Source organism: Mycobacterium sp. E2479 (genome assembly GCF_001667925.1).
Classification (GTDB): domain Bacteria; phylum Actinomycetota; class Actinomycetes; order Mycobacteriales; family Mycobacteriaceae; genus Mycobacterium.
Map to the genome: position 1 here is coordinate 119,478 of NZ_LZJR01000154.1, position 17,474 is coordinate 136,951.

At 67.3% G+C, this 17,474-nt stretch carries 12 protein-coding genes; 10 read left to right on the forward strand and 2 right to left on the reverse strand.

Annotation, left to right across the window (positions count from 1 at the left end; all coding sequences use genetic code 11):
• Positions 1-9 precede the first annotated feature (9 nt).
• From A5686_RS23500 to A5686_RS23520, 5 genes are all read left to right on the forward strand, one after another.
• Positions 10-3,198, forward strand: coding sequence for an MFS transporter (locus tag A5686_RS23500; protein WP_067939605.1), 3,189 nt, complete (start codon positions 10-12; stop codon positions 3,196-3,198).
• Complete coding sequence (locus A5686_RS23505) at positions 3,191-4,072, forward strand: DegV family protein (protein ID WP_067939609.1); 882 nt, start codon at positions 3,191-3,193, stop codon at positions 4,070-4,072. Before A5686_RS23500 ends, A5686_RS23505 begins: the two co-directional genes overlap by 8 nt.
• The gene (locus tag A5686_RS23510; protein WP_067939300.1) at positions 4,065-4,955 is read left to right on the forward strand and encodes a DegV family protein; all 891 of its coding nucleotides are present in this window, start codon (positions 4,065-4,067) and stop codon (positions 4,953-4,955) included. The genes A5686_RS23505 and A5686_RS23510 overlap by 8 nt, the downstream gene beginning before the upstream one ends.
• Positions 4,956-5,111: 156 nt before the next feature.
• Complete coding sequence (locus A5686_RS23515) at positions 5,112-5,975, forward strand: DegV family protein (protein WP_067939303.1); 864 nt, start codon at positions 5,112-5,114, stop codon at positions 5,973-5,975.
• A 3-nt stretch (positions 5,976-5,978) separates the two neighbouring features.
• Entirely contained in the window at positions 5,979-10,427 is a 4,449-nt protein-coding gene (locus A5686_RS23520; RefSeq protein WP_067939306.1) for a protein kinase, read from the forward strand.
• 3 nt (positions 10,428-10,430) lie between these two features.
• Here A5686_RS23520 and A5686_RS23525 read toward each other — a convergent pair whose 3' ends face one another.
• Positions 10,431-12,428 carry an ATP-dependent DNA helicase gene (locus A5686_RS23525; RefSeq protein ID WP_067939309.1) on the reverse strand — a complete coding sequence of 666 codons (1,998 nt, stop codon included), beginning with the start codon at positions 12,426-12,428 and terminating at the stop codon, positions 10,431-10,433.
• Positions 12,429-12,500: 72 nt separating this feature from the next.
• A complete protein-coding gene (locus tag A5686_RS23530; RefSeq protein WP_067939612.1) occupies positions 12,501-13,817 on the reverse strand; it encodes a nicotinate phosphoribosyltransferase in 1,317 nt (438 codons plus the stop codon).
• 65 nt (positions 13,818-13,882) lie between these two features.
• Here A5686_RS23530 and clpS point away from each other — a divergent pair, with 65 nt between their 5' ends.
• The 5 genes from clpS to murI all read left to right on the forward strand — a co-directional run bounded on the left by clpS (position 13,883) and on the right by murI (position 17,457).
• On the forward strand, positions 13,883-14,188 hold the full coding sequence (gene clpS, locus A5686_RS23535) for an ATP-dependent Clp protease adapter ClpS (RefSeq protein WP_067939312.1): 306 nt from the start codon (positions 13,883-13,885) through the stop codon (positions 14,186-14,188).
• A 24-nt stretch (positions 14,189-14,212) separates the two neighbouring features.
• Entirely contained in the window at positions 14,213-14,794 is a 582-nt protein-coding gene (locus tag A5686_RS23540) for a DUF2017 domain-containing protein (RefSeq protein WP_067939315.1), read from the forward strand.
• A gap of 10 nt (positions 14,795-14,804) precedes the next feature.
• On the forward strand, positions 14,805-15,854 hold the full coding sequence (locus A5686_RS23545; protein ID WP_067939318.1) for a P1 family peptidase: 1,050 nt from the start codon (positions 14,805-14,807) through the stop codon (positions 15,852-15,854).
• A gap of 98 nt (positions 15,855-15,952) precedes the next feature.
• Positions 15,953-16,645, forward strand: a complete 693-nt coding sequence (locus A5686_RS23550; RefSeq protein WP_082947767.1) for a rhomboid family intramembrane serine protease — start codon at positions 15,953-15,955, stop codon at positions 16,643-16,645.
• Positions 16,642-17,457 carry a glutamate racemase gene (gene murI / locus A5686_RS23555; protein WP_067939324.1) on the forward strand — a complete coding sequence of 272 codons (816 nt, stop codon included), beginning with the start codon at positions 16,642-16,644 and terminating at the stop codon, positions 17,455-17,457. Before A5686_RS23550 ends, murI begins: the two co-directional genes overlap by 4 nt.
• Positions 17,458-17,474: the final 17 nt, after the last annotated feature.

Consider the following 17,474-nt stretch of genomic DNA (forward strand, 5'->3'; position numbering starts at 1 on the left):
GACTCGGTCATGCACCTGCTCGGTGGACGACGCCTCGGCGCGAGACGGCCGGCGGTTCCGCTCACTCGACGTCGACAACCCTCACCGACGGCGGTGTTGCTGGTCGCGGCGTTCGGTGCCTTCCTCGCGTTCCTTGACTCAACGGTCGTCAACATCGCCTTCCCAGCCATCCAGCGGTACTTCCACAGCACCGATATCAGCAGCCTGTCGTGGATACTCAACGCCTACAACATCGCCTTCGCCGCGTTCCTGGTGGCGGGTGGCAGGCTTGCCGACTTGCTCGGTCGCAAGCGGATGTTCATCTACGGCGTGGTGTTGTTCACCGTCGCGTCCGTCTTGTGCGCCGCCGCCGACACCGTCGGCCAGCTCGTCGCATTCCGGGTACTGCAAGGCATGGGCGCCGCGGTCCTGGTGCCGGCGTCGCTGGCGCTAGTCGTCGAGAGTTTCGACGAGGCGCGCCGCGCGCACGGTGTCGGCTTATGGGGCGCGGCAGCCGCCATCGCGTCCGGTCTGGGGCCGCCGATCGGCGGCGCTCTGGTGGAGGCGTCGAGTTGGCGCTGGGTCTTTTTGGTCAACCTGCCGCTGGGCGTTGTAGCTGTGGCGGTGGCCCGGCGGCGACTGGTCGAGAGCCGCGCTTCGGGTCGCCGTCGCGTGCCCGACTTACGGGGGGCGGTGTTGCTCGCCGTCGGGCTCGGTTGCTTGACCCTCGGTTTGGTCAAGGGTCCGGACTGGGGCTGGGTCAGCCTGGCAACCGTCGGGTCATTCCTAGCCGCGGTGGTCGCGATGCTTGGGTTCGTGATGAGTTCGCGGAGTCATCCGACGCCGCTGATCGAGCCTGCTTTTCTGCGCATCCGGTCTTTCACGGCCGGCAACGCCCTGACGCTGATCGCCAGCGCCGGTTTCTACGCGTACCTGCTGACCCACGTGTTGTTCCTCAACTACGTGTGGGGTTACAACTTGTTGCGCGCGGGCCTGGCGGTGGCGCCGGCCGCGTTCGTCGCCGCTATCGTCGCCGCGGTACTCGGTCGCGTCGCCGACCGGCACGGTTACCGCCTCATCATCGTCGCGGGCGCGTTGATGTGGACGGGCAGCCTCCTGTGGTACATCGGACGCGTCGGGTCCAAACCCGATTTCCTCGGGCAGTGGCTGCCCGGTCAAATACTGCAGGGCATCGGGGTCGGGGCCACGCTGCCGATGCTCGGCAGCGCCGCCCTGGCTGGGCTGGCAGCGGGCGGCAGCTATGCCACCGCTTCGGCGGTGGTCAGCAGCACGCGCCAACTCGGCGCCGTGGTCGGCATCGCGTTGTTGGTCATTGTCGTCGGAACGCCGGCTCACGGTGCCACCGAAGCGACGTTGCGACGCGGTTGGGTGCTGGCCGCGGTCTGCTTTGCGATCGTCGCTATCGGCGGGGTGCTACTTGGCCGTACTCGCCACCTCGCCGCGGTGGCCGACGCATCACAGCTTCCGCCGCAAGTCGATTCGCCGAAGTCGCCCTGGGCGCCCGGGCTGGTGTCCCTACCCGAGGTGCGGTCGGCCTCCGATGGTGAGATCGATCCGCTCGGCGGTCTCCCGCTGTTTGCGGGGCTGGATCCGGTCAGCCTGGCAGAGCTGCGAGACCACGCGGATCAGATCGACTTGGAGGCGGGGTCGTACCTGTTTCATGCTGGCGACGCGTCCGATTCTTTGTACGTTGTACGGAATGGTCGCCTACAAGTGCTCCAGAATGACGTCGTACTAACGGAATTGGGCCGCGGGGAGGTCGTCGGAGAGCTCGGATTGCTGATCGATGCGCCCCGTTCCGCATCCATTCGGGCAGTGCGTGACTCGACGCTCGTGCGGCTGACAAAGACCCAATTCGACAAGATTGCAAACTCAGGAGTCCTCGAGGCTTTGGTCCGGGTCTTGGCGACCCGGCTACACCAGGCCCCGCCCCCGGCATTTCCCCGTGCCCCGGCGCCTGAGGCGGTGGTGGGGGTCATCGGCCTCGATGAACACGCACCTGTAGCGATGGTGGCCACCGAACTGGTCACCGCGCTATCGGGGCGGTTGCAGGTGGCCGATCCCGGCCGGGTCGATCGCGATGGGTTGGAGCGCGCCGAACGGATCGCGGACAAGGTGGTGTTGCGCGCGGCGGCCGATGAGGCGGAATGGCGCGACTTCTGCCTGCGGTCGGCCGACCGGATAGTTCTGGTCACCGCTGATCCGGCACCGCCGTCGGCGCCGCTGCCGGCACGAGCGGCGGGCGCCGACCTAGTCCTCGCAGGAGCGCCCGCCAGCCGCGAACATCGGCGCCTGTGGGAGGAGTTGATAGCGCCTCGCTCGGTGCATGCCGTCGGCTCCGACGCCGCTGCCGATCTGCGCCCGCTCGCCGCCCGCATCGCGGGCCGCTCGTTGGGGTTGGTCCTCAGCGGTGGCGCGGCCCGGGCGTTTGCGCACCTTGGAGTGCTGGACGAGCTGGAGGCCGCAGGGGTCGTGGTCGATCGTTACGCCGGGACCAGTATGGGGGCAATCATCGCGGCGCTCGCGGCCACCGGTAAGGATGCAGCGGCCGTGGACGCCAATATCTACGAGTACTTCATTCGCAGCAACCCGACCAGCGACTACACGTTACCGAGCAAGGGACTGATTCGGGGGCGGCGTACCTTGGGCGCTCTCGACAGTGTCTTCGGGGGACAGCTAGTCGAGGAATTGCCGAAGGAATTCCGCTGTGTCAGCGTCGATCTGCTGGCGCGCCGGGCCGTCGTGCATCGACGAGGTCCGCTCGCCGATGTCGTCGGTTGTTCCCTGCGGGTGCCAGGTTTGTACGCACCGGTCGTCTACGACGGAGTGCTACACGTCGATGGCGGTGTGCTGGACAACCTCCCGGTAACGACGCTGGCGCGCCACGAGGGCCCACTGCTCGCGGTGAGCATAGGCACCGGTCAGCAGGCAACCCCCGCGGTCGCCACGAATCTGGCGCACTCACCGCGGGTGCCGAATGTCGTCGACACCCTCATGCGCACTATGACCATCGGCAGCGCGATGTCGACGTCCACGATGCTCGAGCAAGCCGATCTGGCGATCCACCCCGACACCAGCAGCATCGGCTTCCTCGAATGGCACCAGATTGACCGCGCCCGCGAGGCCGGCCGAATCGCGACCCGTGAAGCCCTGCCCCGCATCATGGAGGTCGCGCAGGGTGGATCTGCGCATGGCTGATGTCGCGGTAATGACCGACAGCACCTGCGCGTTGCCGCGTGCGCTCGTCGAAAGCCAAGGAATCACGGTGGTTTCGCTGTACTACGAGGTCGGCGGTGGCCCGCTGCGCGAGTCGGACTTCGACGGTGATTTCGGACGGTTCTACGCGGATTTAGACGCGTCGAAAAGCGTTGCGAAGACGTCACCGCCTACCGTCGAGGATTTCGTCACTGTCTGTGACCGGCTGTTGGAGCAGCACAGCGCAGTCGTCGCGGTCCTGATCTCATCGGGCCTGTCCGAGACCTGCTCGATGATCCGGCAGGCAGCTGCACGGCTGGAGTCCGAGGGCCGCGGTGGCGAGCGGGTGGTGGTGATCGACTCTGCCGGTGCGGCCGGCCAGTTGGGGCTTCAGGTGCTCGCTGCCGCGCGGGCGGCCGCCGCTGGGGAAGACGCGGCGGGGGTGGTTGCGGCGACGCGCCGGGCACGTCAGGAAGTCAGACAGTGGGTCGTTCTCGACACGCTTGAATATCTGCGTCGCGGCGGCCGGATCGGCGGCGCCGCCGCATGGCTCGGATCGGCGCTCGACCTCAAGCCCATCTTGGTGGTCGAATCACAGTTCCGGGCCGTCGAACGCGTGCGCACGCGCAGGCGAGCTGTCGAGCGATTGGTCGAGTTGATGCAACAGCGGCGCGCGGTCGGCGCCGATCGGTGGTTCGTCCAGCACGCCGATGCGCGCGAGGACGCGAAGCGGTTGGCCGAGCGCCTCGCTGAGACGTTCGGCACCGAGCCAGAGTTCATCTCGGAGCTCAGCCCGGTGCTCGCGACACACACCGGTCCGGGGACGTTGGTTGCCGGAGGCCTTGCCGGAGCGGCATTGGAGGGTGCGTATGCCTGACGTCGCGGTGGTGACCGACAGCACCTGCGCGTTGCCGCGGGCGCTCGTCGACAGCATGGGCATCACGGTGGTGTCGCTGTACTACGACATCACCGGTGCCGCCTCGCCCACCGGCGGTCATGAGCTACCCGGGCGCGGGGAGCGTGAGTGGGACTTCGACGGTGATTGGGCACGTTTTTTTGCCGAACTGGACGGGTCGAAGTCCGTTGCGACGACCGGGCCTCCCAAGCTCGAAGATTTCGTTGCGGCCTATGAACGCCTGCTGCAGCAGCACAGCGCCGTGGTCGCGGTCATGCTTGGCTCAAACCTATCGCCGACGTGTGAGTTCGCACGGGAGGCGGCGGCGGGGGTGGACCCCGAGCGGATAGTGGTCATCGATTCGGCCGGCGTGGCCGGCCACCTGGGTTGTCAGGCGCTGGCTGCGGCGCGTGCCGCCGCGGCGGGAGCCGACCTGCAGGGCGTGACCGAGCAGGTCCGCCGGGCTCGCCAGGAGATCAGGCAATGGGTCCTCGTCGACACCCTTGAATACCTGAGGCGCGGCGGCCGGGTAGGTACCGCGGCCGCATGGATCGGATCGGCGCTGGACCTAAAGCCGATATTGATGGTCGAATCGGAGATGAAGGCCGTCGAACGAGTGCGCACGTTCAAGCGCGGCGTCGAACGCCTGGTTGAGCTGATGCGGCAGCGCCGGGCGGTCGGCGCCGATCGATGGTTCGTCCAGCACGCCCATGCGCACGAGGAGGCGCAGCGATTGGCCGAGCGTCTCGTCGGGCTGTTGGGCACCGAGCCGGAGTTCGTTTCTGCGGTCGGACCGGTTCTGGCAACTCATACCGGCCCCGGGATGTTGACCGTGGGTGGTCTTCCCAGTGCGGCGTTGGGTTAGCGAACCTCTCGGCCGCTGATCCCGGCTGAGTGCCAAGTTATTTGACGAAAGTCAGCAGACTGGCCCCGGCATTGGATCTGCGGCAGTACGCTTGCTGCGGTTAAAGGTCGTGGCCGGACATGTTCACGGTGTTCGGGAACCGACTGGAGTGCGCGCATGGCCGACGTCGCGGTGGTTACCGACAGCACTGGCTACCTGCCGCCCGCGCTCGTCGACAAGCTCGGTATCACGGTAGTGCCGCAGTACTACGACACCGGCGACGGACTGCGGCGCGAGTCGGAGTTCGACGGCGATTTCGGACGCTTCTATGCGGAACTGGACGCGTCGAAGAACATCGCGAAAACATCGGCGCCTGCGGTCGAGGATTTTCTCGCGATCTTCGACCGGCTGCTGCAGCAGCACGCCGCCGTGGTTTCGGTGCTGATCTCCTCTGGCGTTTCCGAGACGTGTTCGATGGCTCGACAGGCAGCCGCAAAACTGGAGGGCCAGGGCGGCGAACATGTGGTCGTGATCGACTCGGCCGGCTTCGGCGGACACCTTGGCCTCCAGGCGCTGGTGGCAGCGCGAGCCGCCGCCGGGGGAGCCGACTCGGAAGGTGTTGTCGAGCGCATACGCCAAGCCCGCAAGGAAGTCAAAGGCTGGGGCCTGGTGGACCGGCTCGACTACCTCCGCCGCAGCAACCGGGTGGGCACCGTAGCCGCGTGGGTCGGATCCGCGCTCGACCTCAAACCGATCCTGACGATCGAATCGGAGCTCAAGGCCCTCGAGCGCGTGCGCACCTACCGGCGAGGTGTAGAGCGGCTGATCGAATTGATGGTTCAGCGGCGCGCTGCGGGGGCCGACCGGTGGTTCGTCCAGCACGCATTTGCGCGCGAGGAGGCAAACCGGCTGGCCGAGCGTCTCGGCGAACTGTTGGGCACCGAACCGGAGTTCATCTCCGAGATCGGACCCGTTGTTGCAACGCACGTCGGTCCGGGGACGTTGTTGGTGGGCGGACTACCGGGCGCGGCGCTGAGGTAACCGATGAGTGCGCCCGCAAACGTGCAGTGCGGCAGGTGTGGGGCTGGGAACCGGCCTCAGGCCAAGTTCTGCGGCGAATGTGGCGGCCCGCTTGCGGTCGACATCGCATGCCCGGGATGCGGTGCCCGTAATCCGGGTTCCCAGCGCTTCTGTGACGAGTGCGGCACCGCGCTGAGCGGGCGGTCCGCGCCGGCGCAGCCCGCCGGCCCGCCGGTCCCTAAAACGCTTGCCGACGGCCGTTACAAGCTCGGCCACCTGCTCGGCGAAGGTGCCGGCAAGCGGGTGTACCTCGCCATTGACACCCGACTACAACGCGAGGTCGCCGCCGCCGTATTCAAGGCCGGCGGCTCGGATGAGACCGCCATGCGCCGCGCGCGCCGGGAAGCGGAGGCGATGGCGAAGCTTGGCGAACACCCCAACATCGTCAACGTCTACGACTTCGGCGAGGAGCAGGGACAGCTATACCTCATCAGCCAATACATGTCCGGCGGTGACCTCTACGGCCTGCTCTCAGACGCAACGGATCATCGGCTCGCCGTCGAAGAGGTGGTCCGGATCGGTGGGGACATCGCCAGTGGGCTCGCGCATGCACACGCCCAGGGTGTGGTGCATCGTGATGTCAAGCCGCAGAATGTGTGGCTGGCACCTGACGGCACCGCCAAGATCGGAGATTTCGGGCTCGCGGTCGCAGAGGGCGCAACCCGAGTGACGGCCGTGGGGACGGTGATCGGAACCGTTGCCTACATGCCGCCGGAGCAGGCGCTCGGACGGGGTTCCGACGCGCGTTCGGACATCTACTCCCTTGGTGCCCTCCTGTACGAATTGCTTTGTGGAGAAATACCGTTCGCGGGTGAGTCAGCGGCAGCGATTGTCTCCCAGCATGTTTCGACTGCTCCGGTCGCTCCGAGCGGGCATCGCTCCGGTGTGCCGGCGCCGCTCGACCAGTTGCTGCTCAGAATGCTGGCGAAGTCGCCGGAGGCGCGTCCCCAGCAAGCAGCCGAGGTTCGCGATGCCTTGGCGGCCATCACCGCTGCGGTTAGCGGTGGCGGTAGCGCGAATCAGGATATGGCGGCGCTCGACCGGATCACCGACAGCACCTTCCTCGGCCGCGAGCGAGAGACACACGAGCTTCGCGCCGCGATCGATGACGCTGTGGGGCGCCGCGGCCGCACGGTGCTGATAAGTGGCGAGTCGGGAATCGGCAAGACCCGGCTCGCGTCGGAGGCGGCGGCATATGCCGCCCTCCGGGGCGCGCAGGTCCTATGGGGGCGTTGCTATGCGGGCGCGGGTGCTCCTGCGTACTGGCCGTGGGTCCAAGTGATCCGAGACTATGCACGCGGTCACGATGCCGAGACGGTCGCTTGTGACTTGGGCTCTGGAGCGTTCGAGATCGCACAAATCGTGTCCGAGGTACGCGAACGGATGCCGGAGATCCCCGAATCGCCACCGCTGGACGCTGAACAGGCGCGCTTTCGGCTGTTCGACTCCGTGGCGCGGTTCCTGATCGGCGCCTCCGATCGCCAACCGCTTGCCATCTTCCTCGAAGACCTGCAACAAGCCGATCAACCATCGCTCATGCTGTTGGCGTTCGTCGTACGCGAACTGGCCCACTCACGCGTGCTCGTGCTCGGCACTTACCGCGACGACGAGCTTCCCGATGGCCATTACTTGAACGAAGTGATCGCCGGGCTCAGCAAGGAGCGGGGCTACGCCCGCATCAAGTTGCGAGGGCTCTCCGATCAACACGTCAAGGCGATGCTCGAAGCGGTGCTGCAGCAGCCGCTCGAGCGACGCCAAGAACTCGCACTTGCCGACGCCGTTTGCCGAGAGTCGGAGGGCAATCCGTACTTCACCGAAGAGATCGTCCGCCACCTGATCGACTCGGAAGTCCTCGACTGGCGCGATGGCCGGTGGGTTACCAACATCCGAGACGGTGAGGAGCTGGGCATCCCACGGGGTATCCACGAAGTGGTCTCTCGTCGGTTGGAGAAGCTGCCCACTGAGACACTCGAGCTGCTGTCGACCGCGGCGGTGATCGGCCGTGAGTTCGATCTCCCGATTCTGACGCACATCAGCGGGCTCGAAGCAGACGCAGTGTTGGCGCGGATGCAGCCGGCCCTCGATGGGGCGATCGTGCGGCAGTCTGCCGGCGAGCCGGGCCGGTACGGTTTCGCGCACGGTGCGACTCGCGACGCGCTGTACGACGACCTGCCCACGCTGCGCCGCTCCCAGCTGCATATCGCCGCCGGCGAGGCAATCGAGGTGATCTACGAGGACCGGATCGAATCCCACCTGTCTGCGATTGCTTTCCACTTCGCGAAGGCGGCTCCCTACGGCGATGCCGCAAAAGCAGCCGACTACGCGTGGTGGGCGGGCGAACGGGCGGCGGCGACGTATGCCTACGAAGACGCGGTGAGCCTCTACGCGACGGCGCTCCGGCTGTTCGACACGACGTCTGAGGTGGTGCCGCAACGCCGATGCGATCTGCTGCTGGCGCTCGGGGACGCCCGATGGCGGGCCGGCGAAGCCGAAGGTGCCCGTAAGACATTCAGCGAGGCGGCGACGATCGCGCGTGAGTTGGCGCTGAACGACCACTACGCGCGTGCGGCTCTCGGATACGGGGGTGGCCCGGGCGGCTTCTCGATCACGGACCGTGCCGACGAACAGCTGGTGGCGATGTTGGATGAGGCCCTCGAGGTGTTGCCGGCGCGCGACAGCGCGCTTCGAGTGACAGTCCTTTCCCGGCTTGCCCTCGAGCTTCGCTGCAAGGGTGCGCTGCCAGAAGCCGACCGGGCCAGCGCGCTGGCCATCGAAATGGCCGAACGCGTCGGTGACACCAAGATCTTGCTGCTGGCCATGCACAGCCGGCAGTGGTCGACATTGGGTCCCGACCGGATCGAAGAGGCGATTGCATCGGGCGAGGAGATGGCGCGGCTCGCTCGGATTGTCGGTGACCGTGACATGGAGTTCGAGGGCCACCAGTTGCGGCTGATCGCGCTTGCCCAGCTGGGTGATTTTCGGGCGGTCGATCAGGAGATCGCGACCTGTGACCGACTGGCCAACGAATTGCGCCAGCCCCGCTATCTGTGGCAGACGGCGGTGTTCCGCACGATGCGAGCGCTGATGCAGGGCCGCTATAAGGAGTCGGAGCGGCTCGCGCGGACTGCGCTGTCGATCGGCCAGCGCGCCGAGCGTGAGGTGGCAACGGTCGTCTTTGGCGCGCATTCTTTCCTGACCCGGCTCGCGGACGGCACTCTCGAACAGCTGCGCGACGTCGGCCGCGAAGCCGCCGCGCGTTACGGGCAGGCGTGGCCCGCGTCGTACGTGTGGTTGCTGACCGAGATCGGCCAGCTCGATGAGGCTCGCGCCAGGTTCACGGAGCTTACGGCCGACGGCTTCGAGGCGCTCAGGCGCGGCAGTGATTGGTTGACCTCGGTCTGCGTGCTGTCGATGGCGTCGATCCCCATCTGTGCCCGCGAAGCCGCAAACTCGCTTTACGAGCTGCTGGTGCCCTATGAAGATCGCTGCACTCTGTTTTTGGCCGGAGCCGGGTGCCTCGGCTCCAATCACACCTTCCTCGCCTTCGCAGCCTCGGCAGCGGACCGCCATGAGGACGCGGTGCGTCACTTCGAGCTGGCCCTGGCGCGAAATGCGGAGATCGGCTGTGACTACGTGACGCCTCGGGTCTGTTACGAGTACGCACGCATGCTGCTCAGCACGTCTGAGCCGGCGGATCGGGACAAGGCGATGGGCCTGATTGACCACGGAAATGCCGTCGCACAGCGGAACGGCATGCGCGTCGAGGTCGAGCGACTGCTGCGGCTACGCCGAGAGCAGGACGAGGTGAAGCGGGAACAGAAGCCGATGCAGGGGTGGTCGGTGATAGACGACGTTGCAGAGTCCGTCGAGGCGGACCGGCCCGACCTCAGCAAGGCGGCCGCTCCCGACGGAACAGTCACGATTATGTTCTCCGACATCGAAGGCTCGACGGTACTTGCCGAGCAACTCGGCGACGAACGCTGGTTAAAGCTTCTGCACCGCCACAACGCGGTCATCCGTCGCCAACTGGCAGCCCACAGTGGCTTCGAGGTCAAATCACAGGGCGACGGGTTCATGGTCGCCTTCGCCAGCGCCCGCAGCGCGCTGCGCTGCGCGATCGCTATCCAGCGTGATTTAGCGGCATACCGCGATCAGTCCGGTACCCAGGTTCTGCGCGTGCGAATCGGACTCCACACTGGAGAGGTGATTCGCGAACAGGAGGACTTTTTCGGGCACACCGTAATCCTCGCGGCTCGGATCGGGGCGAAAGCAGATGGGAACGGAATCCTCGTCTCGGCGGTGCTGCGTGGGCTGGTTGCGGGCAGTCACGAGTTCCAGTTCGGCGAAACGCGCGAGGAACAGCTCAAAGGCCTACGCGATCCCCAACGCGTGTACGAGGTCTGCTGGCAATAGGGCTCACGCCGACAGGCCCTCTTCCGACGGCGCTGCGGCGCGCAGACGCTGCAACGCCTGGCGCACCTGGTCGCCATTCGTGGTCTGCCAAAACGGCGGCAACGAGGCACGCAGGTAGCCGCCGTAACCGGCGGTGACCATGCGCGAGTCGAGCACCGCAACCACGCCGCGATCGGTGACGCGGCGCAACAGCCGCCCCGCTCCCTGCGCCAACAGCAGTGCCGCGTGGTTGGCCGCGACCGCCATGAACCCATTGCCGCCGCGCGCGGCGACGGCCCGCTGCCGCGCCCCCAGCAGGGGGTCATCGGGCCGGGGAAACGGAATGCGGTCGATCAGCACCAATGACAGCGATGGCCCGGGCACATCGACGCCCTGCCACAGCGACAGAGTGCCGAACAGGGACGTCTGGGGGTCGGCGCTGAACTGCTCGACGAGTGCCGACGTGCTGTCGTCGCCCTGACACAGCACCGGCGTCGACAACCGTTCACGCATGGCATCGGCCGCCGCCCGGGCCGCCCGCATCGACGAGAACAAGCCCAACGTGCGCCCGTCGGCGGCGGCGATGAGCCCGGCGATCTCGTTCAGCTGCTCGGCGGAGCCAATGCCGTCGCGCCCCGGGGGCGGCAGATGCGCTGCTACGTACAAAATTCCGGCTTTGGCGTGCTGGAACGGCGAACCCACATCGACGCCGCGCCAGTGCGCGTCGTCGCCGTCCCCGGCCGTCAATCCCCAGGCCGTGGCCATGGCGTCGAACGAGCCGCCGATGGTCAGCGTCGCCGACGTCAGCACCACCGTCGACCGCGAGAACACCCGGGATCGCAGCAGCCCGGCGACCGACAGCGGCGCCACCCGCAACACCGGGCGCGATGAGCCCCTGTTCTCCTCGTGCTCCAGCCACACCACGTCGGTGCGGTCGGGGATGGCCGGGCCGAACGATTCCAGCACGCGCGACGTGGTCTCCGATATTTCACTCAGTGCCGCAACGGCTTCGGCGCGCGCCGACGCCGCCCTGGGGTCGTTGGCGGTGTCGATCGCCGAGCGCGCCGCCGTCGCGACGTCGCGCAGCGCCGTCAGGTAGGTCGCCAGCTCCTCGTCGAGGCGATCGATGCGGCCCGGCGTGCCGTCGTGGATGACCGAGGCGAAGTTCGCCGTCGTCGCCTCCAGACGCTGGATCAACTCCGGCTCCACCAGTCGGGCGATTCGCCGGGCGGCCACGCCGAGGGAGGCCGACGTCAGCTCCGCGGTAGCCACCGATGTCACCCGATCCACCAGCTCGTGTGCTTCGTCGACGACCAGCAGCGCATGTTCGGGCAGCACCGCCGATTCGGCCACGGCGTCGATGGCCAGCAGCGCGTGGTTGGTGACGACGACATCGGCACGGCCGGCCCGGCTACGCGCCCGTTCGGAAAAGCACTCGGCGCCGAACGGGCAGCGCGCAACGCCGAGGCATTCCCGCGCGGAAACGCTGACCTGCGACCAGGATCGGTCCGGGACGCCGGGTTTGAGATCGTCGCGATCACCGGATTCGGTGTTCGACGCCCATTCGGTGAGCCGTTGCACGTCGCGGCCCAACCCGCTGACCGCCATGGGGTTGAAGAGTTCCTCCTGCGGCCGGCCGTCACCTTCTTCATCGTCGGCCGCCCCGCCGTTGTGAATTTTGTTCAGGCACAGATAATTCCGCCGACCCTTGAGCAACGCGAACTGCGGACGCCGGGGCAGCGCATCGGCCAGCGCGTCGACGAGCCGGGGCAGATCGCGATCGACGAGCTGGCGCTGCAGAGCGATCGTGGCCGTGGACACGACGACGGGGGAGTCGTCGTCCAGGGCGTGGACGATCGCCGGCACCAGATACGCGAGCGATTTACCGGTACCGGTGCCGGCCTGCACCACCAGGTGTTCCTCGGTGGCGAAGGCCTGTGCCACTGCGGCGGCCATCTCCTGTTGGCCGCTGCGTTCACTACCACCGAGCGCGGCCACCGCGGTGGCCAGCAGCTCGGACACGGAAACGTCAGACGTGGCTGCCCTCTTCGCTGTTTGGGGCGGCGCTCGCGCCGCGTCGTTTTTCGCGCGGCGCTAGCGCCGGCCGGCGGGAATCTGGGTCGTCGTGATCGCGGGATCGCCGTGCGACAAGTTCAATCCCTCCCACGGCAGACTGCGCAGCCCGGAAGTTACCAGTTCGCGCGCTGCGGCGAGGTTCGGTTTGAAAACCAGTTCGCCACCGCGGACCAACGGGACGGTCAGCACCCGCGCCGGTTCGGAGACGGTGGGCGGATGGCCGGCCGAGTACACCACCTCCTCGGTGATGATGCCGGAATCGCGCGACAGGCGTATCGCCTCCTTTCGCCCGCCAGGGGATTCCTTGTGGCTGCTGCGCTTTTGGACCGCCAAGCCGTCCACCTCGACCAGTTTGTACACCATGTTTGCCGTTGGGGCGCCCGAGCCCGTCACCAACGACGTGCCCACGCCGTAGCTGTCGACCGGCTCGGCGGCCAAGGCCGCGATGGAGAACTCGTCGAGGTCGCCGGAGACCACGATGCGGGTCCGGGTCGCCCCCAGCTTGTCGAGCTGTTCACGCACCTGGCGGGCCAGCACGCCCAACTCGCCGGAGTCGATGCGCACCGCGCCCAGTCCGGTCCCCGCGGCGGCCACCGCATTGGCCACCCCGGTCGTCACGTCGTAGGTGTCGACCAGCAGGGTGGTGTCCACTCCGAGCGCGTCGACCTGCGCCCGGAATGCGGCCAATTCGGTCGACTCCGCGGGAGAGTCGGTGTGCGCGTACAGCATGGTGAACGCGTGCGCGGCGGTGCCCTCGGTGGGGATTGCGTAACAGCGTTGTGCCTCCAGATTGGACGACGCCGCGAAGCCGGCCAGATAGGCGGCGCGGGCGGCCGCGACGGCGGCCTGTTCGTGGGTTCGCCGTGACCCCATCTCGATCAGCGGGCGTCCCCTGGCCGCGCTCACCATGCGCGCCGCGGCGGACGCGACCGCGGTGTCGTGGTTGAAAATCGACAGTGCCAGCGTCTCGAGCACCACGCATTCGGCGAATGTCCCACTCACCGACAGCACCGGGGATCCGGGGAAATACAGCTCGCCTTCGGCATAGCCGTCGATGTCACCGCCGAACCGGAATTCGCGTAGATACCGCAACGTATCCGGGTCGAGGAACTGCTCCAGCGACTGGCATGCCTGGTCATCGAAGGTGAACTGCGGCAGCGCTTCGAGCAGCCGGCCGGTTCCGGCGACCACGCCGTACCGGCGGCCTGCGGGAAGTCGGCGGGCAAAAAGTTCGAAAGTGGTTCGTCGATCGGCGGTGCCGTCTCGCAGCGCCGCCGCCAGCATCGTCAACTCGTACTTGTCGGTCAGCAGCCCAGTAACGACCGGGTCGTTCATTCCATAACGGTATCGGCTGCCGTTGAGGCTCGGTACGTCGTCCATCCCTCGGTATCGTGTAGGCCATGGTTGTTATGTCAGCGCCCACCAAGCCGGGCACTACAGGACAACGAGAGACCGCTCCGGTAGAGACCACGGCGAGTCCGTGGGTCACGATCGTCTGGGACGACCCGGTCAATCTGATGACCTATGTGACGTATGTTTTCCAGAAGTTGTTCGGCTACAGCGAGCCGCACGCCACCAAGCTGATGTTGCAGGTGCACAACGAAGGAAAGGCCGTGGTGTCCGCCGGCAGCCGCGAATCCATGGAAGCCGATGTGTCCAAGCTGCACGCCGCCGGTTTGTGGGCGACGATGCAGCAGGACCGCTGAACGTCGAGGCGCTGGCGATTCCCTGTGCGCAAATGGAAGCGGGTCGAGACCGCTAGCGGTCCCCGTTTTCGGTCGTCTCTGGCATCGCATGAGGCCGCCCTGCTCAGGAACTTGGCAACGGCGATGATCGGCTTGCTCGACGAACGTGAATCTTCATCGCCCGCAGACGAACTCGAGGAGATAACGGGCATCAAGACCGGCAACGCCGATCCCCCGAGGGACCCCACGTTGCGTCGGCTGCTGCCCGACTTCTACCGGTACCACGACGGGGACACCGCGCCGCCCGATGACGCGGATAGCCTGAACGCGGCACTGCGCAGCCTGCACGAGCCCGACATCGTCGACGCCAAACGCCTTGCCGCACAGCGGTTGTTGAGCACGGTTCCCCACGACGGCGGCCGTTTCGAGCTGACCGAGGACGACGCGAACTCCTGGGTCGCGGCGGTCAACGACATTCGGTTGACCCTGGGAGTCATGCTCGAGGTCGGGCCGGAGGGCCCGGAACGCCTACCGGCCGACCATCCCCTGGCCGTGCACTTCGACGTGTATCAGTGGCTGACGGTGTTGCAGGAGTATCTGGTCCTGGTGCTGATGGGGCCCCGATGACTGGCGGCAGATGAACGCCATCACCGATGTCGCGGGCATCCGCGTCGGGCACCACCAACGATTAGATCCCGACGCGTCCCTGGGCGCCGGCTGGGCTTGCGGCGTTACCGTCGTGCTCACTCCGCCGGGCACTGTCGCAGCGGTGGATTGCCGCGGCGGCGCGCCCGGAACCCGGGAGACGGATCTGCTGGACCCGGCCAACACCGTGCGGTACGTGGACGCAGTGTTGCTGGCAGGGGGCAGCGCCTACGGGTTGGCCGCCGCGGACGGTGTCATGCGCTTCCTGGAAGAACGCGAACGCGGTGTGGCGATGGATGGCGGCGTGGTGCCCATCGTGCCGGCGGCGGTGATCTTCGATCTACCGGTCGGCGGCTGGGAGTGCCGTCCGACGGCCGAGTTCGGTTACGCGGCCTGTGCCGCCGCCGAAGACGCAGCGGCGATGGAAGTCGGGACCGTAGGCGCCGGGGTGGGGGCCCGGGCCGGGGCGCTCAAGGGCGGTGTCGGGACCGCGTCGCGGGCGCTGCCGTCCGGCGTGACCGTAGGAGCGCTGGCCGTGGTGAACTCCGCGGGGGAGGTCGTCGACCGTACTACCGGTTTGCCGTGGATGGCGGAGCAGACCCGGGAGTTCGGTCTGCAGCCGCCGCCGGCCGAGCAGGTCGACGCCTTCGCTCAGTTGCCCTCCCCATCGAATCCGGTGGACAAGCCTCTCAACACAGTCATCGCGGTGGTGGCCACCGACGCCGCTCTGAGTCCGGCGGCGTGTCGGCGGGTGGCGATCTCAGCCCACGACGGCCTGGCCCGCAGCATCCGCCCGGCGCATACGCCGGTCGACGGTGACACGGTGTTCGTGCTGGCCACCGGGGCGGTCGAGGTAGACGCGGCGGCCAGTTCGAAACCGGTGCCCGCCGCGTTTTCGCCCGAGACCCCGCTTGCCACCGAGGTGGGTATCGCCGCCGCCGATTGCCTCGCCCAAGCGGTGCTGGGTGGCGTCTTTGCGGCGACATCGATCGCCGGCATACCGAGCTACCGCGACGTGCTGCCCGGGGCCTTCGGTCGATGAGATCGACCGGGCCGCAGCGCCGGTAGCCTTGACGATGCCGGAAACGCTAGAAGGGCAGCCATGGGTAAGACCGCGTCGCGACGATGTAGAGCGGAGCGATGAGGAGGAGCGGCGCGGGCGGCCCCTCGCGGGGACGTCCCGGGGCGCCCGCCGCCCCGAGCAGGAAGCGGTCCACCGCGACCGTGGGAGCCGCCACGATCCTCACTTTCGTGGCGCTGCTGTACCTGATCGAACTGATCGACCAGCTGACCCGGCACTCGCTGGATGCCAACGGCATCAGGCCACTGGAAGCCGACGGCCTGTGGGGCGTCATCTTCGCTCCGGTGCTGCACGAGAACTGGCAACACCTGATGGCCAACACCGTGCCGCTGCTGGTCCTGGGATTTCTGATGACGCTGGCCGGCCTGTCCCGGTTCGTCTGGGCGACCGCCATCGTGTGGATCCTGGGCGGCTTCGGCACCTGGCTCATCGGCGACATCGGCAGCAGTTGCGGGCCCACCGACCACATCGGCGCCTCCGGCCTGATCTTCGGTTGGCTGGCCTTCTTGCTCGTGTTCGGCATCTTCGTCCGCCGGATGCGCGACATCATCATCGGGCTGATCGTGATGTTCGCCTACGGCGGCGTCCTGCTCGGAGCCATGCCGGTGCTCGGCAGATGCGGAGGCGTGTCATGGCAGGGCCATCTGTGCGGAGCGATCGCCGGCGTAGTGGCCGCCTACATGTTGTCCGCACCGGAGCGTAAGGGCCGGACGAGGAAGGCCGGCAGCCCGGTGCCGCGGCCCAAGATATGAGCGCGGCATTAACACCCATCGGGATCTTCGACTCCGGTGTCGGGGGACTAACCGTCGCGCGGGCGATCATCGACCAGCTGCCCGACGAGGACATCATCTACGTTGGCGACACCGGACACGGTCCCTACGGTCCGCTGACCATCCCCGAGGTCCGCGCGCACGCGCTGGCCATCGGTGACGACCTCGTCGGCCGCGGCGTCAAGGCTTTGGTCATCGCCTGCAACACCGCATCGGCGGCGTGCCTGCGGGACGCTCGCGAACGCTACGACGTGCCCGTCGTCGAGGTGATCCTGCCCGCGGTGCGCCGGGCGGTCGCCACCACGCGCAACGGGCGCATCGGCGTCATCGGCACCCAGGCGACCGTCAACTCGCACGCCTATCAGGACGCGTTCGCCGCCGCCCGCGACACCGAGATCACCGCGGTGGCCTGCCCGCGTTTCGTCGACTTCGTGGAGCGGGGCGTGACCAGCGGGCGCCAGGTGCTCGGATTGGCCGAGGGCTATCTGGAGCCATTGCAGCGCGCGCAGGTCGACACGCTCGTGCTTGGCTGCACGCACTATCCACTACTGTCTGGGCTCATTCAGTTGGCGATGGGTGACAACGTGAGCCTGGTTTCCAGCGCCGAGGAGACCGCCAAGGAAGTGCTTCGGGTGCTCACCGAACGGGATCTGCTTCGCCCCCACGACGCACCGCCCGCGACCCGGGTTTTCGAAGCCACCGGCGACCCCGAGGCATTCACCGCGCTGGCGGCGCGATTCCTGGGGCCCGCGGTCACCGGTGTCCAGACCGTACATCAGGTGCGCATTGATTAACGACTGCACGAGATTCT